Consider the following 23709-nt stretch of genomic DNA (forward strand, 5'->3'; position numbering starts at 1 on the left):
CGCACACCCCGTCATGAAAAAGTCTGACCGAAAGATGCATCGAAAAGATGTTTCGGCAGATGTAACGCATCGGACTCCCCACCTCGTCATAGGGCGGACGGTCTGGACGGGAGTGGTGATGACCAAGAGCAACGGCAGTGCGCGCGAGGCGATGGAGGAGGAGTTCCTCGAATTCGCGGGTGCGCGTTCCGGGCAGTTGTACCGGTCCGCGTATTTCCTCACCGGTGGGGACACCCACCTGGCGGAGGACCTGGTGCAGGAGACGCTCGGACGGATGTACGCGCTCTGGGGGAAGGTCGACCGCCCCGGCCGGCCCGGGCGGATCGCCGACCCGGCCGCGTACGCACAGACGGTGCTGGTCCGTCAGTTCCTCTCGCACCAGCGGCGGCGCAGCAACAAGGAGCGGCCCTCGGCCCAGCTGCCGGACCGGACGGCGCCGGACGCCGATCCGAGCCTGCGGATCGCGTTGACGGATGCGCTTGCCCAGCTGGGCGCCAAGGACCGGGCGGTGCTGGTGCTGCGGTACTGGGAGGACCGCAGCGTCGAGGAGACCGCCACCATGATGCGGGCCAACGCCGGCGCGGTGCGCGCCCGCAGTTCCCGGGCGCTGGTCAAGCTGCGCGCGCTGCTCGGCGACTCGCTGGCCGAGCTCGCGGCCCGCTGACCGTCCCACCCATTCCGGCACTACGGCATTTCGAAAGGTGAAACCCATGCCAGCCGATCCCCAGCCCGACGAGGAGTTCGAGGCCGGACTCACCCGGGCCTTCGACCGGGTCGCCGACGAGGTCCCGGTGACCAACGACCCGCTGGTCACCGGCGGCCTGACCCGCGGTCGGACCCGCCGCCGGCGCCGCCGGATCGCGGCCGTGACGGCGAGCTGCGTGGTGCTCGGCGCGGTGACCACCGGCGGGTTCCTGGTGAGCCGCCTCGCCGACCCCGTCCCCGTCAGCACCTCGCACGCGATCGACGAGGCGGACCGCACCTCGCCCCCGCCCCCGCACCTGGACAAGGGCGTGAACATCCTGCTGCTCGGCATGGACGACGTGACCGGGCCCGACGGCAGCCTGCCCGCCGACTTCGTCCGCGACCAGCTGCACGCCGGTGACGGCAGCACGGCGGGCTACGACGTCACGGACACCGTGGTGGTGCTGCACCTGCCCGCGAACGGCGGGCCGGCCACCGGCGTCTCGGTGCCGCGCGACGCCTTGGTGCAGAGCGCGGGGCCGGGCGGCCGGATGGAGAAGATGAACGCGATCTACGCGGAGGCGGCGGCGGCCGCCGCCGCGAAGCTGAAGGGCAGCGGCCAGTCCGCCGCCGACGTGCGGGCCCGCAGTCGGGACGCCGGCCGGGCGGCCGTCGTCGCGACCGTCCAGCAGCTGCTCGGTGTACCGATCGACCACCTCGCCGAGTTCGACCTGGCGACCTTCTACGACGTCGCCAAGGCGATCGGCCCGATCCAGGTCTGCCTCAATGAGGCGGTGCAGGACCGCTACTCGGGCGCCGACCTGAAGGCCGGGATCAACACGGTCGACGCCGAGCAGGCGCTCGCCTTCGTCCGCCAGCGGCACGGCGCGCCCGTGGACGACCTCGGCCGGATCCGCCGGCAGCAGGCCTTCATCGCCTCCGCGCTGCACACGCTGAAGCAGCAGGGCGTGCTCAGTGATCTGAGCAAGGCGGAGCAGCTCTTCCGGTTGGTCGGCAGCGACCTGGTGGTGGATTCGACCTTCAACCCGCTGGACCTGCTGCGGCAGGCCCCCGGGCTGACCGACGGGCGAGCCGAGATCATCACCGCGCCGATCGTCGGTCCCGCCGTGGACCACAACGGGGGGATGTCCGCGAGCGTGTGGACGATGGATCCGGCGAAGGTGCGTCAGGTCGCGCAGGCGGAGCTGTCCGACGCGGCGTCGGCATCGGCGGCATCGGCGTCGGCCGGGTCGCCGTCGGCCGGGGCCGGGGCGGCGTCACCATCGGCGGGTGCACCGTCGGCGGGCGGGGTGAAGGCGACGGACGGGGTGCCCTGCGTCGACTGAGGCGGCCCGGACCCCCGCCGACCCGCCCGATCGCCTGACGCTCCGTCATTTTTCCAACTCCCCACTTGTGGGGCGCCCCTGGTGACGGAAAGCTGATCGCATGATCAAGGTGTTCTCACTGAGGCTGGGGTCCACGAAAGTCCCGTTCGGGCAGTTCTACGGTGGTCTGGACGGTTGGCGCGGGGCGCGGGCGATCGTCCGGTTCGCGACCGACAAGAAGCACTTCATCATCGTGCCCATCCACGCCTACCTGATCGATCACCCCGACGAAGGGCTGATCCTGGTCGACGCCGGCATCAACTGGCGTCAGACGCACGAGCACGGCGACTACTACCGGGGCATCGCCCACTACCTGTTCGACGAGGACGAGTACCAGCTCACCCGCGACGAGGAACTCCCCGCCGCGCTGGCGAGGCTCGGCTACCGCGCCGAGGACGTCCGCAAGGTCGTGGCGACCCACCTGCACGAGGACCACATCGGCGGCCTCTCCTACCTCCCCAACGCGGAACTGGTGATCAGCAAGGCCGAGTACGACAACCGCGACTGGAAGCTCTTCGGCATCCTCCCCGTGATCTACCAGCCCTCCCTGACGGCGGCCCGGAAGATCACCACCATCGACTACGGCTCCGGCGCCTTCCAGAACTTCGACGCCAGCCACGACCTCACCGCCGACGGCACGGTCAAGCTGCTGCCGACCCCCGGCCACACCCCGGGCCACCTGTGCGTGCTGGTCCAGCTCGGCGACTACCAGCTGCTGATCACCGGCGACACCCTCTACACCCTGCGCCACCTGGCCAACGACGACGTCCAGGCCTTCGGCGCGGGCGACTGGGTGCCCAACCAGAACGCCTCGATCCGCCGGATCGCCGAACTGCGCCGGCGCATGCCCGAACTGGTCCTGGTCCCCGGCCACGACCACACCGACTACCAGTTCCGGCACCTGGTGCCGGGGTTGGCGAAGGGCGGGCTCACCCCCGAGGAGCTGGCGGGGCTCCGGGCGTACGAGGAGAGCGTCTTCACGGCGGACGGGCGGCTCCACCCGGAATCCGTCCCCCGCTACGTCCCGGGCACGGGCGCCGACCACGTCGGTCGCGTCACCGGCTGAGCCCCGGACGCCCGACCGCCGAGGGGTACCAGTACCCCTCGGCGGTCGCATGTCGTCGGGTCAGATCAGGCGGTGCGCCCGGAGGTCGGCCACGTACTTGGTGATCAGGTCCGGCGACAGGTGGGGGATGTCGTGGTCCTCGTCGAGGGCCGCGGCCCGTACCGCCGCGCGGAACCGGTCCGCCGGCAGGGCGGATCCGGCGAGTGCCTGGTCCGGCTCGGAGAAGGCGTGCAGCAGCGGGAGCACCGAGTGCTGCCGCCGGCGGTCGGGCAGGCCGCGCAGGGCCGTCTCGAAGCGGTCGATCCACTCGGCGTGGTCCTGAACGCGCGTCAGGGGGTGTCCTGCTGCGAGCAGCCAGTCGACGACGGTGTCGAGCGAGATGCCGTCGTCGTGCGGGTTGACCACGTTGTAGGTCCGGTAGCCCTCTCGTGCCTCGTCACCGAGCGCGGTGATGGCCCGCGCGGTGAAGTCCACCGGGAGCGCGTCGAAGTGCCCGCGGCCCTCGCCGCCGTCCCGGGCGTAGAAGCTGCCGGGTGCGAGGCCCGTCGCCAGCAGGCTCAGCACCAGGCGGGTGAAGACGTCCGGGACGTTGAGCTGACCGCGGTAGCGCGGGTGCGCGAGGATCATGTTCGAGCGGAAGACGGCGACCGGCAGGCCGAACGCCTCGTGCGCCTCGCGCAGCAGCACCTCGCCCGCCCACTTGCTGGCCGCGTAACCGTCGGCGTAGTCACCGTCGAGGTCGCGCGCCCCGCAGGCGGTGCGGATGTCCGCCGACTCGTCGGCGGCCGCCGGGTTCCCGAAGACGACGGCGACCGTCGACAGGTAGCTGAACTGCTTGGGCCGGGAGGTGAGCGCGAGCCTGATCAGTTCGGCCGTCCCCAGCACGTTGGGGCCGAACAGCTGGCCGTAGGGCAGCACGTGGTTGACCAGGGCCGCCGGGTGGACGATCAGGTCCACGGTGTCGGCCAGCCGCTGCCAGGTCTCCTCGTCGAGCCCCAGACGCGGTTCCCCGATGTCGCCGGCGACCACCCGGAGGTGCCGGGCCGCGGACTTGCGGTAGCGCTCCACGAGTTCCGGGTCGCCGCTGTCGAAGGCCGCGTCGAGCCGTGCCCGGGCGTCCTCGACGGAGGAGCCGCGGACCACGCACACCAGCGTGCCGCCGCGCTGCGCCGCGCGCTCCAGCCACTCAAGGCACAGGAAGCGGCCCAGGTAGCCGTTGGCGCCGGTCAGCAGGACGGTCCGGGCCTCGGGCAGCGGACCGGCCGGCCTCTCGACCTGCTCGACGGCTCGCTCGATGGTTCTCGGGTCGAGGAACGCGTCCAGCCGCAGCTGGGCCGCGTCGAGCCGCTTCGCGTCCGGGCCGTGGACGCTGTCGGCGGTGGGGCGGCGGTGTTCCGCCGCGAGCGCCCGCTCGATGTGATCGGCCACCTGCCGCAGCGAGTTGACCGGGTTGATGATCACATCGACCGGGACGTCGACGTGCAAGGTCTCCTTCATCAGCCGGGAGAACGACAGCGCCGTGAGGCTGTCGCCGCCGAGTGCGAGGAAGCGCGTGCCGAGGTCCACGGCACCCTCCTCCAACCCCAGCAGCGCCTGCGCGGCCCGCAGCACGGTCGCCGCCACCGGCCGGCCGGTGCCGCTCTGACGCAGCGTCCGGAGTTCCTCGGCCTCCCGGTCGGACAACTCGGTGTACAGCGCTTCGAGCCGCTCGCCGTAACGCTTCGTCAGGGCCGGCCGCAACGGCTTGCGCACCCCGGAGAGCAGCCCGTTCTCCTGGGTGAACGGCTCGGTCTCGACGAGCAGGTCCCGTGGGACCTCGTACGAGCTCAGCCCCGCCTCGGCGGCGAGCTCCCGCAGCGACTCCCGCAGGAGCGGCCGCAGGCGTCGGGCATCCCCGTCGACGCGGTCGAGGGCGTCCTGCGTCGGCACGACCACCGCGAGCAGGTGGGCGCGGGTGCTGCTGCCGTACAGGAAGATCTGCCGGACGACCGGGCTGTCGTTGAAGAGCGCCTCCAGGCGGGAGAGGGCGACGAACTCGCCCTGCGACAGCTTGAGGACGTTGGAGCGGCGGTCGACGTACCTCAGTTCGTCGGGGCCGACGCGCGCCATGATGTCGCCCGTGCGGTAGAAGCCTTCCTCGTCGAAGACCTCGCGGGTGGCGTCCGGGCGCAGGAAGTACCCGGGGACGAGCCGGTCGGACCTGAGCAGCAACTCGCCCCTGGGGTACGGCGAGTCGGTGGCGAGGTATCCCAACTCGGGCACGTCGGCCAGCTTGTGGTCGGTCACCGGCGGGCGCAGCATCCGGCCGTCGAGGGAGACGACCCCGCCCTCCGTCGACCCGTAGCCGTCGAGCAGCCTGACGTGGAAGCAGTCCTCGACGAACGCCGTCGTCTCGGCGCTCGGCGGGGCCGAGGCGCTGACGGCCCACAGGAGGCGCCCGCCCATGAGCTCCTCCCGCAGCTCCGCCATCAGCTGCTCGGCCGCGTCGCCGCCGGATCCGGCCCGGCTGGACAAGACCGCCCGGTAGTGATGGAAGAGCATGTCGCAGATGCGGGGGACCATGACGAGTTCGGTGGGACGGACCAGGGAGAGGTCCTCGAAGAGCGTCGACAGGTCGCCGGACGCCGCGAAACAGGCGAGGCCCCCCTTGGCGAGCGTCCCGAACAGCACGCCCCTGCCCATCATGTGACTCAACGGCAGGTAGTTGAGCGTGATGGCGGGCCGCACCGGCTGGCCGGGCACGAAGTCGACCCAGAACTGCCGGACCACCCGCTCGGTGTACATCGCCCCCTTGGGGGTGCCGGTACTACCCGAGGTGTAGATCAGCGCGCTCAGCGCGTCGGCTGACGACCCGTCGGGCACCCGGGGGAGCGGCGGCAGCGCCCCTCCCCGCTCGACGACCGCCGCCAGCGTGTCCAGGGCCACCGGCCGGCCCTGCGCCGCGAGCCGGGCGCGCGCGGACTCCAGCTTCTCCTGGTGGGCGGTGGCCTCGGCCCGGTGGCCGATGACGACGATCCGGCCCAGCGAGGGGGCGTTCGCCGCCACGGTGAGCGCGACGTCCAGCTGGTCGACGTCCACCACGAGCAGGCGCGGTCCGGTCTGCTTCACGATGGGGGCGAGCTGCGCCGCCGGAGCACCCGACTGCAGGGGGACGGACACCGCGCCGGAGCGGACGCACGCCAGGTCCGCCACGGTGTACTCGGCGCTCGTGGGCCCGAGCAGGGCGACGAAGTCGCCCGGGCCCAGCGCCTGTTCGGGGTGGTGCCGCCACTCGGCGGCCACCGCGCCGACCCGCTCCCAGACTTCGCCGTAGGTGAGGGTGTCTAACCGCCGCAGCAGGCGCAGCGTGGTGCGGCCCGTCTGCGGGTCGGTGACCTGCTCGGTGGCGCGCTCGCCCAGGGCGGGGCGGTCGGCGTACGCCTCCATCACGGTGGCCACCAGCTCGGCGAGTGGGAGGCCGGGGCGCCGGATCGCCTCGGCGATGGTGTCCAGGGGCGCGGCGTCGCGGAACTGGGCGTCGGTCGCGTACAGGTGGGTGCTTCGTCGGTCGGTGCGTGCGTCGAGCTCGTCGGCGGGGAGGTGGGAGCGGGACACGGGCGATCTCCTTTGCGGCCGGGAAAGCCTGTTCAGGCGCGCGGTGCTGTCGTTCGGTTCACAGGTCCTCGGCCTCGGGCGCGTCGGCGGTTCCGTGGTCGTGGGTGAGCCGGACGATCGCGGCCGCGGCGCCGCGGGCGCCGCCCGCGTCCTGGGCCTCGATCGCGTCGACGAGCCGCCGGTGCAGGCCGGCGTGCTCCTCGGCGTGGGCGGCGTCCCAGGACAGGCCCCCCAGGTGCGAGGAGAGCGCCGTGCCGAGGTGGTCGTACACCTCGATCAGCAGGTCGTTCCCGCTCGCCCGGACGACGGACCGGTGGAAGAGCGCGTCGACGCCGGTCGCCGCGGAGGCGTCCTCCCCGGCGATGGCGGCGTCGGCGTCGGCCAGCAACTCCCGCAGCCGGCGCACCTGCTCGTCACTGCGGCGCAGCGCCGCGGCGCCCGAGGCGTACTCCTCCAGGACGGTCCGCAGCTCCAGCACGTCGTCCCGCTTCGCGGACCCTGCCCGGCGCACCATGACCGACTGGAGCTCGCTGGAGGAGCGGACGTACGTGCCGTCACCGGCCCTGGCTTCCAGCAGGCCGAGGTGCACCAGTGCCCCGATCGCCTCCCGCAGCGTGCTGCGCCCGACCCCGAGCTCCTCGATGAGGGCCTGCTCCGGCGGGATCCGCGTCCCGACCGGCCAGCCCCCCGTCTCGATGTGCGAGCGGAGGCTGGCCACGAGCTGGGCGGACAGGCTGGCCGTCCGCCGCGGTGCGCTGATCGGTTTCATGGAGACACCATAGCCAAACATCAGACATTTGAACATCAGCTCTTTGGCTTGGGTGCACTGCGGGCGTGGCCCGGTCAGGTCCACACCCGCGTGCGGATGCGGATCAGCTGATCGTCCACTGCTGCTGCGGCGAGTTGGTGTTCACCTGCTGGGTGAGCGTGGCGCCGTCGGCGGTCGAAGCAGCGGTCAGCACCAGTCCGCTGCGCACCGAGGAGACGAGGTAGGAGCCGTTCGACAGCGGTGTGAGGGTCCAGAACTCGTTGGTGCTGGTGGAGTCGCACTTCCACTGGTCCACCACGGCGCCCGCGTTGAGCGACCCGCCGTTGACCTCGGCGCACCGGCCCGAGGAGCTGTTGACGAGGTGGTAGGAGCCGTCGGGCTGCTGGTCGAACTGCCAGTTCTGACTGGTGCCACCGTTCACGGTTGCGGTGTCGAGCTGGGTGCCGTCGTTGGAGCTGCCGCCGGGGACATCGAGGGCCAGCCCGCCGGTGACCAGGGTGTGGACTCCGCTCGGGACGGGGGTGTCCGGGCCGATCGTCCACTGCTGCTGCGGCGAGTTGCTGTTCGGCTGGAGCGTCACCAGGGCGCCTTCACCGTTCGAGGTGAGCAGCTGACCGGTGGGCTCCGAGGCGATGGTGAAGGAGCCGTTCGACAGCGTCGTGATGGCCCAGGCGGAGCCGGGGCCGGCACAGTCACCTTGTTCCACAATCTCATGGGTACTGTCGAGGATGACGCAAGAATCGGTGGGGACGCTGACGATTTTGTAGGTGTAGGCGGCCGTCCTGACGAACTGCCAGCTTTCGACGGCACCGCTGTCAGGCGGCAGCGGGTCGTTCACAGAGCGCGTGATGGGCTGTCCGTCGTTCAAGAGGGCCTGGCCGCCGGTGACCAGGCTGTGGGTTCCGCTCAGGAGGGGCAGGGTCGAGCCGATCGTCCACTGCTGCTGCGGCGAATTGGTGTTCACCTGCTGGGTGAGCGTGGCGCCGTCGGCGCTCGAAGCAGCGGTCAGCACCAGCCCGCTGCGCACCGACGAGACGACGTAGGAGCCGTTCGACAGCGATGTGAGGGTCCAGAACTCGTTGGTGCTGGTGGAGTCGCACTTCCACTGGTCCACCACGGCGCCCGCGTTGAGCGACCCGCCGTTGACCTCGGCGCACCGGCCCGAGGAGCCGTTGACGAGGTGGTAGGAGCCGTCGGGCTGCTGGTCGAACTGCCAGTTCTGACTGGTGCCACCGTTCACGGTTGCGGTGTCGAGCTGGGTGCCGTCGTTGGAGCTGCTGCCGGGGACGTCGAGGGCCAGCCCGCCGGTGACCAGGGTGTGGGTTCCGGACGGAGGCGTGTAACTGGGCGGCTGGGCCGAGGCGGTGGTTGCGAGGGCTCCGGTGGTCAGGGTCAGGGCCGCGGCGACGAGTGCGCCGAGGACTCTGCTCGTTCGAGTCGTTCGAGTCGGTCGAGTCATTCGAGGAACTGGCACAAGGACTCCTTCGTCGATGTCCGGGTACGCCCGGCCGGCGGACCCGTCGTTGGCCGGCGCCCTGGCAGGCACCGGTAGGGCCGGGCGGGTGCCCGCCCGGCCCTTGCTCCGTCCTCGCCGATGGGCGCTCCTCCGGCGGTGCCGGGTCCAGCTCCCGGATCACCGATCTGCGGAAGCCCTCGGTGCGGCGCACCGGTTGGCCCCGGTAGACGGCGAGGCGGGTTCGGCCGGTTCCGCCGGCACACAGCAGATCACCGAACCGGTCGGGGTACCAGGAAATAGCACGGGACGGACCACCGGAAGAACCCGCCTCCGACCGGACGAACCCGCGCCCATCGCGGCCGGACCCTGCGGGACCGGAAGCAGGAAGTCGACCTCTCCGACTTCCTCCCTCACGTGCTCACCGGTGACCCCGGCGTGACCGGCCCGGTGGACTTGTGTGATCATCTGCGCTGACCTTTTCGTCGGTTGACGGTCGGTCACACACACGAGCAACGGGGGTTACACGTGTCCGCAGGATCGCTGTCCAGGCGCTCCGGACGCTCCGGACGGTCCGCGCCGGCCTGGGCGGCCGCTCCTGCGCCCGCCCCGGCGGGGCGGGGCAAGCACCGGCGCGGTGCGACGCGCGGCGGACGCGCGCTCGGCACCGGGGCACTGCTGGCCGTCGGCGCCTGCGCGGCGCTGATGGTGCTGCTCGGCCTGCTCGGACCCTCCGCCGTGGAACCGGACTTCGGGCCCACCGCCACGCTGCCGCCGTGGTTCGTCGCCGGCCACCCGTCGGACCTGCTGGTGTGGGCCGCGGTCGCCGTGGTGCTGCTGCTCGGCACGGCCGCCGTGGCAGCCGGCCTGGCCGCCCTGCGGCGCGGCTGGGCGCCGCGACCCGGGCGCCTGCTGCTGGCCGGCGCGGCGGCGGTCGGCGGCCTGCTCTGCGTGCCGCCGCTCGGCACCACCGACCCGCTCAACTACGCCGCCTACGGCCGCGCCGCCGCCCTCGGCCTGAACCCGTACGTGCAGACCCCCGCCGACCTGGCCCAGCACGGCGACCCGATCGGCCGCCTCGCGCTCGCCGAACCCTGGCTGCACACCCCCTCCGTCTACGGCCCGGTGGCCACCGCCACCCAGTGGTTCGCCTCGCTGCTCGGCGGCACCTCGATGCTGCGCACCGTCTGGGTGCTCTCCGTGCTCAGTGGCGCCGCCTTCCTCGCCACCGGCGCCCTGCTGCTCCGGCTGGCCGGCCCCGACCCGGCCCGCCGGGTGCGCTCCCAACTGCTCTGGACGCTCAACCCGGTGCTGCTGTGGAACCTGGTCGCCGGGCCGCACGTGGACACCATCGGCGCGTTCCTGCTGGTCGCCGCGTTCTGGGCGGTGCGTCGCTCGGGCCTCGGCGCCGGGCTGGCCGTCGCGGCGGCCACCGCCGTCAAACTCACCATGGGGATCTTCGCGCTCCCGTTCGCCTGGGGCCTGCGCCACCACCGGCGCCGGCTCGCCGCAGCCGTCGCCGCCGGCGCGGTGTCCCTGGCACTCGGCTACGGACTCACCCCGAAGGCGATCGGCAACGCCCGCGACGTCAGCAGCGGCGCCGCCGCCGACGGCACCGCCTGGCAACTGCTCGAACGCACCCTGCTGGTGCCCGTCCTCGGCACCTCCGGCGCCCAGTCCGCCATGACGGTGCTGCAACTCCTCGCGGTCGCCCTGCTCGCCGTGCTGCTGCTCGCCGCGCTCCCCGTCCCCGAGGAACAGGACCTGCCCCGCCTCATCGCCCGCCCCGCGCTCGCCGTCGTCCTCGCCTACCTGCTCGGCACCGCCTACGTGCGCCCCTGGTACGACGCGATCGCCTGGGTCCTGGTCGCCCTGCTGGCCCGCTCCTGGGCCGACTGGGTGCTGATCGCCCACACCACCCTGCTCACCCTGGTGTACGACCCCGGCCTGGCCCACCTGCTCCACCCGGCCTGGCTCTACTCGCTGGTGCTGCAGATCGCGTACCGGCTGGTGCCGTGGTCGCAACTGCTGTTGCTGCTGGCGGTGGTGGCGACCTGCCTGTGGCGGATCCGGGCCGACCGGATCGGTCGTCGGGTGCGTCGTTCCGGTCCGCCGATGCAGCCCGGTGGTGTCGGTGGCGGGTCGTAGCCTGTCGCAATGATCCGTAGCGTGTTCGACCAGCGTCCGCTTGACGCCGCCGTTGCTGACGCAGGGAGTGCGACGCTGGAGTTCGACCGGGCCAGGGCCTGGCTGCGCTCTGCGCTGGTCGGCGCCGTGGAGCCGCTGGGCGCCGAGGTGTGGGTCCTGGACGCGGCCCTGGAGCAGATCGTGCTGGTCCGCCATCCGTGGCGCGGGCTGGTCCCGCCAGGCGGCAAGGTCGAGCCCGGAGAGTGTCCGCGTGACGGCGCGGCCCGGGAACTCGCCGAGGAAACCGGGCTGCGGCCACGGTTGTTGGAGCGGCCCGCCGCGGTGGCGGTGCGGTCGTTCGGCCCGGGTCTGCCGCAGACGCTGTCCCTCTCCTACGCCGCGATCGGCGACCCGGCACACCCGCTGATCGCGGAGGACGGGCAGCCTGCGGCCTGGACCCGGCTGGACCAGGGCTGGGACAGTTGCTTCCCCGACGACGTGCTGCGTGTTCGACAGTACGTGGAGCTGCTGAGATCGGGTTCCGCCGCCTACTGAGATTCCAGGGTGACCAACGACGCGACCTGCCTCACCCGGCCTTCGCGGCCCGCAGCGAGTAGACCACCGGCACGCGCGGCCCGGCGGGCAGGCGGAAGTGTCCCCGGTCGTGCTCGTGCAGGAACTCCACCCGCAGTCCGGCGGCGGCCAGGGCGGTGACCACGTCGCCGACGCCGTGACGCCATTCGACCGTCACGGTCGCGGTCATCGGCGCGTCGGGTGGTCACGGCGGGCAACGCCAGCGACTCGCACGGCTGACGATCCACCAGGTTTCGCCCCCCCCCGAGCGTGTCCGCGTCCCGCTCGCAGTCGTTGATGTGCCATCAGGATCGGAGCACCCCACATGGCCCAGAACACCCCCGTCCCCGCCGACCTGTGGCGATGGGTCACCGCCAACCTGCCGGGCGTGGACCAGGTCGTGGACGTGTCCTGGCCCAAGGCGCAGTCCCAGGTGTGGCGCGTGAGCGCCGGCGACCGGGCCGCGTACGTGAAGATCAGCCCGAGCACCCTGCACCACCAGCGCGAGATCGCCGGCTACCGGCACGCCGAACGCGCCTTGGACCCCGACGGTGCGCCCCGCCTGCTGGCCGCCGACCCCGGTCTACGGGCCGTCATGAGCTCGCCGCAGCCCGGGCGCGTCGTCCGCGACCTGCCCCTGGCCCCTCAGGACGAGCAGCGGGTGTACGAGCTCGCCGGCCGCGCGTTGCGCCGCTGGCACGACGCCTCCGCCCCGGCCACCGACCAGGACCGGGAAGCCATCGCAGCGTCCATGGCGCAGCAGGCCGACGAGGCCGCCGGGTGCCTGGACAGCATCGGCGACCAGATCGATGCCGCCCAGCGCGCGCTGGTGCGGTGCGCGGCCGAGGAACTGCCGCAGCTGGCCCGCCAGCTGCCCGTGGTCTACCGGCACGGCGACTTCGCCACCCGCAACTGGCTGTGGGACGGCCCGAGCGGTGTCCTCGGGCTGATCGACTTCGAGACGGCCGCCCACGGGCTCGCCGCCGAGGAGTACACCTGGCTGTACGGCGCGGTGTGGGTGCTGCGCCCTGACCTCGGGAGGGCGTTCTTCGACGGGTACGGCCGCTCGCTGTCGGACGGCGAGGACCGCCTCCTGCACCTGCTGACGACCCGCCTCGCCGTCTCCTACCTGAACACCGGCCTGGTCAAGAACGACACCGTGCTCATCGAGCGGGGCCGGCTCGCCCTGACCCGCCTGCTGGCGGCTGTTTCCAGGAGAGCCGCGTAGTAGCGGTCACCGGTCTCCCGTCCGCGGTTGTGGTTGATCGGCGCCGACGGCGGGCAGGAGCAGGAGCTTCCCGCGGGCGTGCCCGGTCAGGCTGATCTCCAGGGCGGTGCGCCAGTCCGCGAGGGGGAAGGTTCCGGCGACCGGCACGGTGAACCTTCCTTCGGCGGCCAGCTGGGCGAACTCGGGGAAGACGCCGAAGAGTTCGTCGTCGGTCCGCTTCGCCGGGTCTTCGTGGAAGGTGTCGCGCACCCCGATCTCCGGCGCCGCGGCCAGGTCGGAGCAGGTCAGCACGCGGTGGGGATCGCCACCGACGACCTCGACGAGTTCGGGCAGGGCGCCGCTGGGCGGCGCGGTGTCGAAGACGAGGTCGACCTGGCCAACGCCGAGGGCCTTGAGCCGCTCGGCCAGGCCCTCGCCGTAGCCGACCACCGTGGCCCCGAGGTCGCGCAACTGCTCGGCGTAGGTCCGACCGGCGGTCGCGATCACCCGCGCCCCGCGGACGAGGGCGATCTGAACGGCCGCGTAGCCGACGGTGGTTCCGGCGCCGTTGACCAGGATCGTGAGGTCCGCGGCCAGGCCGAGTCGCGCGAGGTGCCAGGACGCGGTGCTCAGTGCCATCGGGAGCGCGGCGGCCCGGGTGAGGTCCAGGCCCTCGGGCACGGGGAACCAGTGGTCCAGCACGGCGCGGTCCGCCGCGCCGGCGCTCGGCTGGCCGCCGAAGTCGGCGGTGCCGAACACGCGGTCGCCGACGGCCACGTCCGTGACGCCCGCGCCGACGGCCTCGACGATGCCCGAGACGTCGCAGCCGATGCCGCGCGGCAGGCTCCCGGGGAAGAGCCCGCGGCACAGCGCCCAGTCGGCCGGGGCCAGTCCGCACGCGTGCACGGCGACACGGATGCGGCCGGGGCCCGGCTCGGGCACGGGAACGGTCTCCAGGCGCAGGACGTCGACGGGCTCGCCGTTCTCGTGGAAGCGCACCGTGCGCATGGTGCCCGGCGCGGAAGTGGGTTCGGCCATGAGGTCTCCTCCAAGCTAATCGGAACGCGTTCCGTTTGGCGTTGGGCCTAGACTAACCCGATGACCGACTCAAATGGAACGCGATCCGCTTAGACATGGCCACCGAACCGTCCCCGGCAGCCCAGCAGCCGCTGCGCGCCGACGCCGCGCGCAACCGCGAGACCGTGCTCGCGGCGGCCACCCGCGCCTTCGCCGCCTCCGACACCGAGCCGTCGATGCGCGAGATCGCTCGACAGGCGGGCGTCGGCGTCGCCACCCTCTTCCGCCACTTCCCGACCCGGGAAGCGCTCGTCGACGCCGTCTACCAGGACCAGGTCGTCCGACTGACGGCCGGGGCACGCGAGTTGCTCGCCGGTCACCCGCCCGCGCAGGCGCTACGGCTGTGGATGGACCTGTTCGCGGACTGGCAGGCCACCAAGCACGGCATGACCGACACCCTGCTCGCCATGATCGATTCCGGCGAGATCTCCCTCGCCCACACCCGGCAGGAGCTCCTGTCGGCCATCACCACGATCCTCGACGCCGGCGCCACCGCCGGGGACATCCGCGCCGACGCCCGCGCCGACGACGTCGCCGCCGGCAGCCTCGGCATGCTCGCCGTCGCCGCCAAGTCCGGAGAGCCTGCTCAGGCCCGGCGCCTGCTCGACCTGCTCATGGACGGCCTCAGACCGCGCTGAGGGGTTCGTGGTCAGGAACCGCACCGGCCCCGGCCCACGTCCTCCGCACCATGACTTCTGACGATCAGTCGAAGGTGAACGACTACGACAGCTTCGCCGAGGCGTACACGGGCGAGAACGAGACCAACCTGATCAACGCCCACTACGAACGCCCCGCGATGCTGGCCCTGGCCGGGGAGGTGGCCGGGCGGCGGATCCTCGACGCCGGGTGCGGCTCCGGGCCGCTCTCCGCGGCGCTGCGCGAGCGCGGTGCCGTCCTGAGCGGGTTCGACGCGAGTGCCGGGATGCTGGAGCTGGCCCGGCGGCGGCTCGGCGAGGGCGCGGACCTGACGGTGGCCGAGCTCGGTGGCCCGCTGCCTTACCCTGACGGCGCGTTCGACGACGTGGTCGCGTCCCTGGTGCTGCACTACCTGGAGGACTGGGGGCCCGCACTGGCCGAGCTGCGCCGGGTGCTCAAGCCCGGCGGCCGACTGATCGCCTCGGTCGACCACCCCTTCGCCGTCAACCTGATGCACCGCCAGGCCGACCGTGCGGCCGAGTACAACTACTTCGCCACCACCAACTGGACCGCGGAGTGGGCCATGGGCGGCCGGACCGCCCGGATGAGCTTCTGGCACCGGCCGCTGCACGCGATGGTCGAGGCCTTCACCGCCGCGGGCTTCCGGATCACGGTCATCGACGAGCCGGCACCCGATCCGGCCGTCCGCGAGCTGTTCCCGGAAGCCGTCGCGGCGGGGCCGCGCTTCCTGTGCTTCCTGTTCTTCGTGCTCCAGGCCGACCAGTAGTTCAGTGGGCCCGTAGTTCCCGCGAGCCCTCAGCGCGCGTCCAGGAACCCGGTCACACGGCGCGTCAGGAGCGCGGAGACCACCGGGTCGTGCGACGGCAGCGAGCTGTTGGGCGGGGAGCACCCCGAGCGAGAAGCCGAACGTGCGCCCGTCGAACAGGTCGGGCGTGTGCACGGTGTGCCCGGCCGCCCGCAGCTCGTCGGCGAAGCCGACGACGCCGGTGGTCAGCCCCTGTGTGTGCACGAGTTCGATGCCGGCCGCGACCGACGGGCCGTCAATCCCGCCCCGCCGCCCGACGCGAACGTGTGAGCATGGTGGACGGCGGCGGGCGCGGCGCGTACAACAGCGGGAACAGGTTGTCCGCCCCCGAGGTGAGGTGGTTCCCGTTGTCCTCCGACGCACCGTCAGGATCCGGTCCGGCCGGGGAGCAGGTGGTCCAGCCCGACGGGCGGGTCGCGCTCGCCGCCGGGGTCCGGCTCACCGATCCCCGGTTCGCCAATCCCGACCTCGCGCCCGTGCCGCTGGAGCGGCGCACCTGGGGCGTCTACAACTACCTGAGCCTGTGGGTCGGGATGGCCCACAACATCCCGTCCTGGACGCTCGCCTCGGGGCTGGTCGCGCTCGGCATGGACTGGAAGCAGGCCGTCCTCACCATCGCGCTCGGCAACCTGATCGTGCTGGTGCCGATGCTGCTGATCGGCCACGCTGGCACCAAGTACGGCATCCCGTTCCCGGTGGTCGCCCGCTCCGCCTTCGGCCTGCGCGGCGCCAACCTGCCGGCCCTGGTGCGGGCGGCGGTGGCCTGCGCGTGGTTCGGGATCCAGACCTGGCTGGGCGGGGAGGCGATCTTCCTGCTGGCCGGCAAGGTGATCGGGCACGGCTGGCAGGACGCGGCCTCGGTGGGCGGGTACCCGTGGACGCAGTGGGCCTCGTTCCTGGCGTTCTGGGTGCTGCAACTGCTGATCATCGTGCGGGGCATGGAGACCCTGCGGCGGTTCGAGGGGTGGGCGGCGCCCGCGGTGCTGCTGGGGGCCTTCGCACTGCTGGGGTGGATCACCAACAAGGCGGGCGGGTTCGGGCCGCTGCTCGACCAGCCGTCCAAACTGGGCTGGGGCCACCAGTTCTGGAAGGTCTTCTTCCCCTCGCTGATGGGGATGATCGGGTTCTGGTCCACGCTCTCGCTCAACATCCCCGACTTCACGAGGTTCGGCGGCAGCCAGCGGGCCCAGGTCCGGGGCCAGGCGCTCGGACTGCCGACCACCATGACCCTGTTCGCGCTGCTCTCGGTGCTGGTCACCTCCGGCTCCCAGGCCGTCTACGGCGCGCCGATCTGGGACCCGATCCAGCTGGCCGCCAAGATCGGCAGCACGGCCGGGACCCTGATCGCGCTGCTGACGGTCCTGGTGGCGACGGTCTCGGTGAACATCGCCGCCAACGTCGTCTCGCCCGCCTACGACCTGGCGCACCTGTGGCCGCGCCGGATCAACTTCCGCCGCGGGGCGCTGATCACCGGCGTGCTCGGGATCGTGATCTTCCCCTGGAAGCTGATCTCCAACCCGCACCTGTACATCTACACCTGGCTCGGCGTGGTCGGCGGCCTGCTCGGCACCGTCGCGGGCATCCTGATCGCCGACTACTGGCTGCTGCGCCGCACCAGCCTGCGCCTGGCCGGCCTCTACCGGCAGGACGGCGACTACTGGTACGCGGCCGGCTGGAACTGGCGCGCCGTCACCGCCCTGCTGGTGGGCGGCCTCCTCGCCGTCGGCGGCTCCTACGGCGGCCCGTTCCCCGCCCACGGCCTGATCCCGTTCCTCAAGCCGCTCGCCGACTACGGCTGGGCGGTCGGCCTGGCCTCGGCACTGCTCCTCTACCTGCTGCTCAACGCCGGTCGCAGCAGCCGGGATTGACCGTCACGGGGTGGGCTCGATGCTGCGCTCGAAGAAGATCCAGTACTGCTGGAGGTGCGGCGGGATCTCCGACCCCGGGTAGGCCGCCCGCTCGGCGAAGCCGCGCGAGCGGTACAGGCCCTGGGCATCCGCCATGAACCGGGCGGTGTCCAGCCGGACCGTCGACGCCCCCAGCCACTCGGCCTCGTCGAGCAGCCGGTCGAGCAGCTGTGCCCCGACCCGCAGCCCGCGGAAGTCCGGCACCACGTACATCCGCTTCACCTCGACGACGCCGGGCGCGATGGTCCGCAGCCCGGCCACCCCCACCAACCCGTGCGCCTCGTCCTCGGCCACCAGCAGCACGGTCGACGGATCCTCGTACGTGCGCAGCGAGGCGCGCGTCGCCGAGACGTCGGTGGGGGAGTCCTCGATGCCGAAGGTCACCCGCAGCTCTTCGAGGGCCGCCGTCAGGTAATCGACCAGCAGCTTCGCGATCTCATCGGCCTCGGTGGCGAGGTCGGCGCTTCGGACGACGATGGACACGGTGCGGTACCTCCAGCAGCTCACGGCGATCGGCCGGAGGACCACCCTAACCGGTCGCGGTTGCGGGAGGAGCTGGGGCGTCCACGGTGCTCGGGTGCACGGCTGAGCTGCAGCGTCCGGGCCGGAGTGTCGGGGCAGCGCCCTAGCATGCACGGCATGGAGAACATGATCGTCCTTGACGGGATGACAGCGGGCGGTCGTGGCACGCCCTGGGAGCCGGCCGTGGCCACCGAGCGTCACGACGCGGCGCAGGAGCGCGCGCTGTGACCGACGGCGACTACCGCGGGCGGGTCGCCGCCCTGCGCTCCCGCTGGGCGGACAAGGACCGGTCGGGGGCTGCGACGCAGCTGCTGGGGATCGCCGAGCTGTGCGAAGGCGACTGGCACGGACGGGCGCCGGAGGTGGTGGAGTTCGTCCGGGCACTGACCGGGTCCGAGCGCAGCCTGATCGTGGAGGTCCTGCTGGGCCGCCTGGACATGATGGGCTGGCGCAGCCGGGACGTGCGCGAGACGGTGATCCCGCTGGCCGCCCTGGCCACGCGCGACCTGCCGACCGAAGAACTGGCCCGGTGGCGCGAACCACGGCTGACCGAGTTCGAGCAGAGCCACACTGCCGCCGAGACCGAGCAGTTGGGCACCTTCGCCAGGCTGGAGATCGCCTCGGGGCGACCCCTGAGTCCGGCGGTGATCGCCACGATCCGGCGCAGTTACCTGGAGGGCTGGAGCGATCCGGCCGAGTTGGCCGACCTGCGGGCCGCGCACCCCGAGCCCGCGTTCAACCCGGGCGAGCCCTGGGCCGACCGCGCCCTGGCCCACCTCGCGGCGGCCACCCCGGCCTGGCGCGCCCTGTGCGCGCACGCGGCCACCGCCGTGGCAACCAAGCCGAGCCGCAAGTGGCTGCAGACTGGAAGTCAACTCATCGACGCGATGGAGCCGTTGGCGGTTCGGGCGGCGATCGTGGAGTGGCTGGAGCTGGCCCGGCTGCCGCGCCCGGTGCCGCTGCGACACAGCTACGGTGGTGCCACCGACCCGCTGCAATGGGACCCGTACAACGTCGATGCCCTGCGCGGCCTGTGTTGGCTGCTCTCGCTGCTGCCCGCCGACGCCGACAGCGCCCGCACCCTGGCCGCAGTGGTGGAGACGGCGCTGCGCAAACTGCCCGGTGTCGGTCCGCGCAGCCCCCGGGTCGCCAACGCGGCCGTGTACGCGCTGGCGCAGGTGTCCGGGACGGACGGCTTGGCCCAACTCGCCCGGCTGTCCGCGAAGGTGACCGCCAAGGGGACCATGAAGCAGATCGCCGCGGCGCTGGAGGCCCGGGCCACCGTACTGGGACAGAGCCGCGAGCAGGTCGAGGAGTTGGCCGTCCCGAGCTACGGGCTGACCGAAGTCGGCAGCCTGGTCGAGCAGTTCGGCACCGACGCGCAGGCCGAGCTGACCGTCGAAGGCACCGCCGTGCGCTGGAGCTGGCGCACCGGGGCCGGACGGGTGGTGAAGTCGGCCCCCCAGGCGGTACGGAGTGCGCACGCCGATCGGCTGAAGGGGCTCAAGGCCACCGCGAAGGACATCGAGAAGATGGTGGCCGCCCAGTCCGACCGGCTGGACCGGCAGTTCCTCGCCCGCCGGAGCTGGGACCTGCCCGCCTGGCGCGAGCAGTTCCTGGACCATCCGCTGGTCGCCACCCTGGCCCGCCGACTGATCTGGACCGTGGACGGCACGGCGTGCTGCTGGCTGGACGGCGCGCTGCGCGACCTCGACGGCACGCCGGTCAGCACGGCCGGGCCCGGCACCGTCGAGCCGTGGCACCCGGTCGGTGCCGACCCCGCACAGGTGCTCGCCTGGCGGGACCGCCTGGAGCGGCACGGTGTGGTGCAGCCGTTCAAGCAGGCCCACCGCGAGGTCTACCTGCTCACGGCCGCCGAGGAGGCGACCCGGCTCTACTCCAACCGGTTCGCCGCCCACGTGCTGCGCCAGCACCAGTTCAACGCCCTGGCCGCGCAGCGCGGCTGGCGCAACCAGTTGCGGCTGGTGGTGGACGCCGAGTACCCGCCGGCCGTCCGCGAGCTGCCCGCCTGGGGGCTGCGGGCCGAGTACTGGGTGGGCGGCTCCGGCCACGAGGACCAGAGCACCGCCGGCAGCTACCTCTACCTGCTGACCGACCAGGTGCGGTTCTACCCGATCGATGCGCCGGCCAACTCCACGCACGCGATCAGCAACCAGGGCTACCGGCAGCGGGTGGCGCGCGGTGGCGCCGTGGACCCGCTCCCGCTTGCGGAGGTCCCCGCGCTGGTGCTCAGCGAGGTGCTGCGCGACATCGACCTGTTCGTCGGAGTGGCCAGCGTCGGCAACGACCCGACCTGGAGCGACGGCGGACCGCAGGGCCGGTTCCGCGAGTACTGGGCCTCGTACGGCTTCGGCGAGCTCTCCGAGTCGGCGCGGGGGCGCGGTGAGCTGCTGGCCCGTCTGCTGCCCCGGTTGGCGGTGGGCGATCGCTGCCGGGTCGAGGGCCGGTTCCTGCACGTCCGCGGCGACCTGCGCGAGTACCGGATCCACCTGGGGTCGGGGAACATCCTGATGTCGCCGGGCGACCAGTACCTGTGCATCGTCCCCCGCAGCGCGGCCGACCCCGGACTGGCGCTGCCCTACGAGGGCGACGGGATGCTCGCGATCGTGCTGAGCAAGGCCCTGATGCTTGCCAGGGACAGCGAGATCACCGACCCGACGATCACCAGTCAACTGGGCCGCGGCACCGGCTGATCGAGCAACCGAGTACGCAGGGCGGCGGCGCCGCCCTCGGCGAGCCAGTCCGACAAGGTGCGCAGGCCGGGGTGGATGACGCGCAGGGCCTCGATGTCGGCGTGCCAGCGGTGGCCGGCCAGCCAGTGTTGGCGGGTGGCGGCGATCTGGGGGCTCAGGGCGGTGGCTTCGGTGTGCGTCAACTGGTGGTAGTGCAGGGGGGTTCCGGTGGCGGCGACGATCGCGGCGACGGCTTCGGCCGGGGTCGGGGCGTCGCCGGCGAGCTCCAGGGTGCGGCCGGCGAAGCGGTCGGGGTGTTCGAAGGCCAGGGCGGCGAACTCGGCGATGTCCGCCGGGGCGATGATCTGGAGCGGCTCGTCGGGCGGGAAGATGTGCCGGTGGACGCCCTGGTCGAAGCCGTCGAGGCCGAGGCCCGGGAGCCCGAGGTAGTTCGTCATGAACCGCACCGGGCGCAGCACCGTCACCAGCTCGATCCGCTCGCGCAGGTACTGCTCGACGCGCCGCTTGCCCGGCGCCGCGAAGGCCTCACCGCCGGTCGAGGCGACGCCGGTGAACACCGCCTGGCGTACCCCGGCGGCCGCTGCCGCGTCGGCCAGGGCCCGGCCACGGGCGAGCTCCAGGTCCGGGCCGCCGCCGTCCGGGCGGTAGGTCGTCGGCGGGACGACGAAGAGTGCGCTCGCGCCGGCCAGGGCGGGCAGCAGAGTTGACGGATCGTCAAAGTCGGCGACCGCCAATTCTGCTCCCAAGGAGTCGAGTTCAAGTGCGGCAGGTGCGGCCGGGTTGCGGACCAGTGCCCGGACCGGATGTCCGGCGGCCAGCAGGCGCCGCGCCGTCGCGCCGCCCTGCTTGCCGGTGGCACCGGTGACGGCCACAAGGGCAGTGCGTGTGGTGGTCATGTCGTCCTCCCTGGTCCCGGACGGGATGGGTGCGGAGGTGCGGGGGTGCGACGGTCCGGGACATCTGGAAGACTCCAACCCGATTGGCCGGTCGGACAAGGGGTTTCGTGACATGACGACTGCCACCGGCGGCGGGGACCGGGCCGCTGCCCGGCGCAACCGGGCCACCGTGCTGTCGGCCGCCGGGGAGGCGTTCGCGGAGCGGGGGCTCGACGTGCCGCTCAGTGAGATCGCCCGCCGGGCGGGGGTGGGCGCCGGCACCGTGTACCGGCACTTCCCCAGCAAACAGGCGCTGTTGGAGGCGGTGTTCGTCGGTCACCTGAGCGGCCTGGCCGCCTCCGGGGAGCGGCGGATGGCCGGGACCGTGCCGCCCGCCGATGCGTTCTTCGGGCTGCTGCTGGAGGTGATCGAGAAGTCCCACCTGCGCGGTCACCTCTGCGATGTGCTGGCGGCGGACGCGAGTTGGCCGCGCCCGCTGCTCGCGGCCGCCTCCCTGCGGTTCCGCCGGGTGCTGACCGCGCTGCTGCACGCGGCCCAGCGGGCCGGCGGCGTGCGCCCCGACCTCGGCCTCGGCGACGTGCTCGCGCTCACGGTCGGCTGCGCCGCGATGCTCGACGCCCACCACGACCGGCGGGCCGGCCGACGGCTCGTCCGGCTAACCCTGGACGGGCTGCGAACGTCCGGTGCCGTCACGGAACACCGGCCGTTCCGTGACACCGGTGCCGGAAGCGGGGGCGCCGCGGGCTGCGAGGAGTGCGGTGCCCGGCTCACGCTCCGCCCCACCGGCCGGCCGGTGCGCTACTGCGGCGCCACCTGCCGCCAGCGGGCCCGGCGCCGACGGCTCGCGGGTTCGCACGATGGCAATCCGCCTGTAACGGATGTCCATTGACCTGCTGGAACGGGCTTGCCACCATCGGGGCATGACCTTCGCGAGCTGTTGCCCTCCCCGGTAGCCACCCCCGGTGGCCACCGCGCAGGCCGTTGCCGAGCCTCGACCGGACCGAGGACCCACCATGCCGCTCGCCATGCCGCTCGCACTCGTCGCCGATCCCACCCCGCCGCCCGTGGCCGACCGGCCGGAGGGCGCCACCGCCGTGCTGCGCACCGTGCTCGACCACGGGCCGGTCGGGCGCGGCGAACTCAGCCGCCGCACCGGGCTCAGCCCGGCGGCCGTCTCCCGCTACAGCGCCGACCTGGTGACGCTGGGTCTGGTGCGCGAAGCCGCCGCCGACCGGGAACCCGCCCGGCCGGGGCGCCCGCGCATCCCGCTGGAGATCGACACCGCGCGGCACCTGGCCGCCGGGGTGCACATCGCCGGCCCGTGGCTGACCTTCGCGCTCACCGACCTGTGCGGCCGGGTGGTGGCCCACGAGCGGATCGCCAAACCGGCGGGCGCCGACGCGCCGTGGGTGGCCGCCCGACTGCCCGGCTTCCTGCGCCGCCACGCCGGCGGGCGCTCGGTGCTCGGGGTCGGCGCGGTCACCGGGGGCTGGGTGGACCCGGTGCTCGGGACCGTCGTGGAGAACGCGGCGATCGGCTGGCGCGGGGTGGCGCTGCGTCAGGAACTGGAGCGGACCACCTGGCTGCCCGTGCACGTGGAGGGGCACGCGCACGCGCTCGCGCAGGCGGAGTGCCTGTTCGGCGCGGCGCGCGGCACCGACCTGGTGCACCTGTTCGTCGGCAACGTGGTGGACGCCGCCATCGTGGCCGGAGCCACCCCGCTGCGCGGCCGGCGCAACGGGGCCGGCGGGATCGCCCACCTGCCCGTGCCGGGGTCGACCGAGCGCTGCCCGTGCGGCGCGGTCGGCTGCCTGCAGGCCACCGTCTCCGACCGGGCCGTGGCCGCGCGGGCGGTGGCGGACGGGGTGATCGACCGGCCCGACGTCCTGCTCCTGCTCGCCGCGGCCCGGGACGGCGACGCCCGCGCGCTGGACCTCTGCCGGACCCGCCTGCGTCTGCTGGCGGGCGCGGTGAGCCTGCTGCTCGACCTGATCAACCCGCAGGCCCTGGTGCTCACCGAGGCCGTGACCGTCTACCTGCCCGAACTGCTGCCGGAGCTGCACGCCGCCGTCGCGGCCCGCGGCACCCGGGCGGGGGAGGACGTGGTCCGCGTGGGCTCCTTCGGCACCGACACGCTGGCCGTGGCGGCGGCCGCGCCCGTGCTGGCGGCCGTCCACCAGGACCCGCTCGGGCTGCGCACCGCGCGGAGCGCGAGGTGAGCACCATTACTTCCACGCCGTCAGAAAACCTTGTCGGCGCGGGGACCAGCCGGG

Annotated in this window: 18 protein-coding genes and 2 pseudogenes; 12 read left to right on the forward strand and 8 right to left on the reverse strand. The window is 72.9% G+C overall.

The genetic code is table 11. The annotated features are described in order from the left end of the window. Positions 1-118: 118 nt before the first annotated feature. From FHX73_RS30345 to FHX73_RS30355, 3 genes are all read left to right on the forward strand, one after another. Positions 119-664 carry a SigE family RNA polymerase sigma factor gene (locus FHX73_RS30345; RefSeq protein ID WP_246213957.1) on the forward strand — a complete coding sequence of 182 codons (546 nt, stop codon included), beginning with the start codon at positions 119-121 and terminating at the stop codon, positions 662-664. Positions 665-710: 46 nt separating this feature from the next. Then, the gene (locus tag FHX73_RS30350) at positions 711-2030 is read left to right on the forward strand and encodes an LCP family protein (RefSeq protein ID WP_145909084.1); all 1320 of its coding nucleotides are present in this window, start codon (positions 711-713) and stop codon (positions 2028-2030) included. A 100-nt stretch (positions 2031-2130) separates the two neighbouring features. Beyond that, positions 2131-3135 carry an N-acyl homoserine lactonase family protein gene (locus FHX73_RS30355; protein ID WP_145909085.1) on the forward strand — a complete coding sequence of 335 codons (1005 nt, stop codon included), beginning with the start codon at positions 2131-2133 and terminating at the stop codon, positions 3133-3135. Between the two features lie 60 nt (positions 3136-3195). Here the strand turns inward: FHX73_RS30355 and car are convergent, their stop codons facing one another. From car to FHX73_RS30370, 3 genes are all read right to left on the reverse strand, one after another. Next, positions 3196-6729, reverse strand: a complete 3534-nt coding sequence (gene car / locus FHX73_RS30360; protein WP_246213958.1) for a carboxylic acid reductase — start codon at positions 6727-6729, stop codon at positions 3196-3198. 58 nt (positions 6730-6787) lie between these two features. Beyond that, positions 6788-7498 carry a FadR/GntR family transcriptional regulator gene (locus FHX73_RS30365; protein WP_145909086.1) on the reverse strand — a complete coding sequence of 237 codons (711 nt, stop codon included), beginning with the start codon at positions 7496-7498 and terminating at the stop codon, positions 6788-6790. Between the two features lie 103 nt (positions 7499-7601). Continuing rightward, positions 7602-8957 carry an RICIN domain-containing protein gene (locus FHX73_RS30370; protein WP_145909087.1) on the reverse strand — a complete coding sequence of 452 codons (1356 nt, stop codon included), beginning with the start codon at positions 8955-8957 and terminating at the stop codon, positions 7602-7604. A 522-nt stretch (positions 8958-9479) separates the two neighbouring features. On the opposite strand from FHX73_RS30370, the gene FHX73_RS30375 reads away from it, so the two are divergent. Continuing rightward, entirely contained in the window at positions 9480-11099 is a 1620-nt protein-coding gene (locus tag FHX73_RS30375) for an MptA/MptB family glycosyltransferase (RefSeq protein ID WP_145909088.1), read from the forward strand. Positions 11100-11108: 9 nt separating this feature from the next. Further along, entirely contained in the window at positions 11109-11633 is a 525-nt protein-coding gene (locus tag FHX73_RS30380; RefSeq protein ID WP_145909089.1) for an NUDIX hydrolase, read from the forward strand. 31 nt (positions 11634-11664) lie between these two features. Here FHX73_RS30380 and FHX73_RS30385 read toward each other — a convergent pair. Then, positions 11665-11847 (reverse strand): annotated as a pseudogene (locus tag FHX73_RS30385) (SAM-dependent methyltransferase); the annotation flags it as partial. A gap of 129 nt (positions 11848-11976) precedes the next feature. On the opposite strand from FHX73_RS30385, the gene FHX73_RS30390 reads away from it, so the two are divergent. After that, positions 11977-12879: an aminoglycoside phosphotransferase family protein gene (locus FHX73_RS30390; protein ID WP_145909090.1), complete on the forward strand. Its 903-nt coding sequence runs from the start codon at positions 11977-11979 to the stop codon at positions 12877-12879. Between the two features lie 6 nt (positions 12880-12885). Here the strand turns inward: FHX73_RS30390 and FHX73_RS30395 are convergent, their stop codons facing one another. Beyond that, positions 12886-13866, reverse strand: a complete 981-nt coding sequence (locus tag FHX73_RS30395; protein ID WP_145909208.1) for an NADP-dependent oxidoreductase — start codon at positions 13864-13866, stop codon at positions 12886-12888. A 125-nt stretch (positions 13867-13991) separates the two neighbouring features. Here FHX73_RS30395 and FHX73_RS30400 point away from each other — a divergent pair, with 125 nt between their 5' ends. Further along, complete coding sequence (locus FHX73_RS30400) at positions 13992-14573, forward strand: TetR/AcrR family transcriptional regulator (protein WP_145909091.1); 582 nt, start codon at positions 13992-13994, stop codon at positions 14571-14573. Between the two features lie 50 nt (positions 14574-14623). Beyond that, a complete protein-coding gene (locus tag FHX73_RS30405; RefSeq protein ID WP_145909092.1) occupies positions 14624-15358 on the forward strand; it encodes a class I SAM-dependent methyltransferase in 735 nt (244 codons plus the stop codon). A 99-nt stretch (positions 15359-15457) separates the two neighbouring features. Here the strand turns inward: FHX73_RS30405 and FHX73_RS47700 are convergent. After that, a pseudogene (locus FHX73_RS47700) lies at positions 15458-15610 on the reverse strand (dienelactone hydrolase family protein); the annotation flags it as partial. 134 nt (positions 15611-15744) lie between these two features. Here FHX73_RS47700 and FHX73_RS30415 point away from each other — a divergent pair. Beyond that, complete coding sequence (locus tag FHX73_RS30415; RefSeq protein WP_246213959.1) at positions 15745-17265, forward strand: NCS1 family nucleobase:cation symporter-1; 1521 nt, start codon at positions 15745-15747, stop codon at positions 17263-17265. Positions 17266-17268: 3 nt separating this feature from the next. Here FHX73_RS30415 and FHX73_RS45050 read toward each other — a convergent pair whose 3' ends face one another. Further along, positions 17269-17787 carry a GNAT family N-acetyltransferase gene (locus FHX73_RS45050; RefSeq protein ID WP_170305145.1) on the reverse strand — a complete coding sequence of 173 codons (519 nt, stop codon included), beginning with the start codon at positions 17785-17787 and terminating at the stop codon, positions 17269-17271. A gap of 263 nt (positions 17788-18050) precedes the next feature. On the opposite strand from FHX73_RS45050, the gene FHX73_RS30425 reads away from it, so the two are divergent. Further along, on the forward strand, positions 18051-20540 hold the full coding sequence (locus FHX73_RS30425) for a DUF4132 domain-containing protein (RefSeq protein ID WP_246213960.1): 2490 nt from the start codon (positions 18051-18053) through the stop codon (positions 20538-20540). Here FHX73_RS30425 and FHX73_RS30430 read toward each other — a convergent pair. After that, positions 20516-21436 (reverse strand): NmrA family NAD(P)-binding protein, encoded by a 921-nt coding sequence (locus tag FHX73_RS30430; protein WP_145909095.1) that lies wholly within the window; start codon positions 21434-21436, stop codon positions 20516-20518. The two genes, FHX73_RS30425 and FHX73_RS30430, sit on opposite strands and share 25 nt — an antisense overlap. 112 nt (positions 21437-21548) lie before the next feature. Between FHX73_RS30430 and FHX73_RS30435 the strand changes: the two genes are divergently transcribed. Next, complete coding sequence (locus FHX73_RS30435) at positions 21549-22325, forward strand: TetR/AcrR family transcriptional regulator (RefSeq protein WP_145909096.1); 777 nt, start codon at positions 21549-21551, stop codon at positions 22323-22325. Between the two features lie 124 nt (positions 22326-22449). Continuing rightward, the gene (locus FHX73_RS30440; RefSeq protein WP_145909097.1) at positions 22450-23655 is read left to right on the forward strand and encodes an ROK family transcriptional regulator; all 1206 of its coding nucleotides are present in this window, start codon (positions 22450-22452) and stop codon (positions 23653-23655) included. The last annotated feature ends 54 nt before the right edge of the window (positions 23656-23709 follow it).

The organism is Kitasatospora viridis (assembly GCF_007829815.1).
Taxonomy (GTDB): domain Bacteria; phylum Actinomycetota; class Actinomycetes; order Streptomycetales; family Streptomycetaceae; genus Kitasatospora; species Kitasatospora viridis.

What these genes read in the sequence shown, in the direction of transcription:
- FHX73_RS30345 (WP_246213957.1), top strand. Translation starts at nt 119, where the DNA reads ATGACCAAGAGCAACGGCAGTGCGCGCGAGGCGATGGAGGAGGAGTTC.
- FHX73_RS30350 (WP_145909084.1), top strand. Translation starts at nt 711, where the DNA reads ATGCCAGCCGATCCCCAGCCCGACGAGGAGTTCGAGGCCGGACTCACC.
- FHX73_RS30395 (WP_145909208.1), bottom strand. Translation starts at nt 13,866, where the DNA reads ATGCGCACGGTGCGCTTCCACGAGAACGGCGAGCCCGTCGACGTCCTG.
- FHX73_RS30370 (WP_145909087.1), bottom strand. Translation starts at nt 8,957, where the DNA reads ATGACTCGACCGACTCGAACGACTCGAACGAGCAGAGTCCTCGGCGCA.
- FHX73_RS30405 (WP_145909092.1), top strand. Translation starts at nt 14,624, where the DNA reads ATGACTTCTGACGATCAGTCGAAGGTGAACGACTACGACAGCTTCGCC.
- FHX73_RS30430 (WP_145909095.1), bottom strand. Translation starts at nt 21,436, where the DNA reads ATGACCACCACACGCACTGCCCTTGTGGCCGTCACCGGTGCCACCGGC.
- FHX73_RS30435 (WP_145909096.1), top strand. Translation starts at nt 21,549, where the DNA reads ATGACGACTGCCACCGGCGGCGGGGACCGGGCCGCTGCCCGGCGCAAC.
- FHX73_RS30365 (WP_145909086.1), bottom strand. Translation starts at nt 7,498, where the DNA reads ATGAAACCGATCAGCGCACCGCGGCGGACGGCCAGCCTGTCCGCCCAG.
- FHX73_RS30400 (WP_145909091.1), top strand. Translation starts at nt 13,992, where the DNA reads ATGGCCACCGAACCGTCCCCGGCAGCCCAGCAGCCGCTGCGCGCCGAC.
- FHX73_RS30390 (WP_145909090.1), top strand. Translation starts at nt 11,977, where the DNA reads ATGGCCCAGAACACCCCCGTCCCCGCCGACCTGTGGCGATGGGTCACC.
- FHX73_RS30380 (WP_145909089.1), top strand. Translation starts at nt 11,109, where the DNA reads ATGATCCGTAGCGTGTTCGACCAGCGTCCGCTTGACGCCGCCGTTGCT.
- FHX73_RS30440 (WP_145909097.1), top strand. Translation starts at nt 22,450, where the DNA reads ATGCCGCTCGCCATGCCGCTCGCACTCGTCGCCGATCCCACCCCGCCG.
- FHX73_RS30355 (WP_145909085.1), top strand. Translation starts at nt 2,131, where the DNA reads ATGATCAAGGTGTTCTCACTGAGGCTGGGGTCCACGAAAGTCCCGTTC.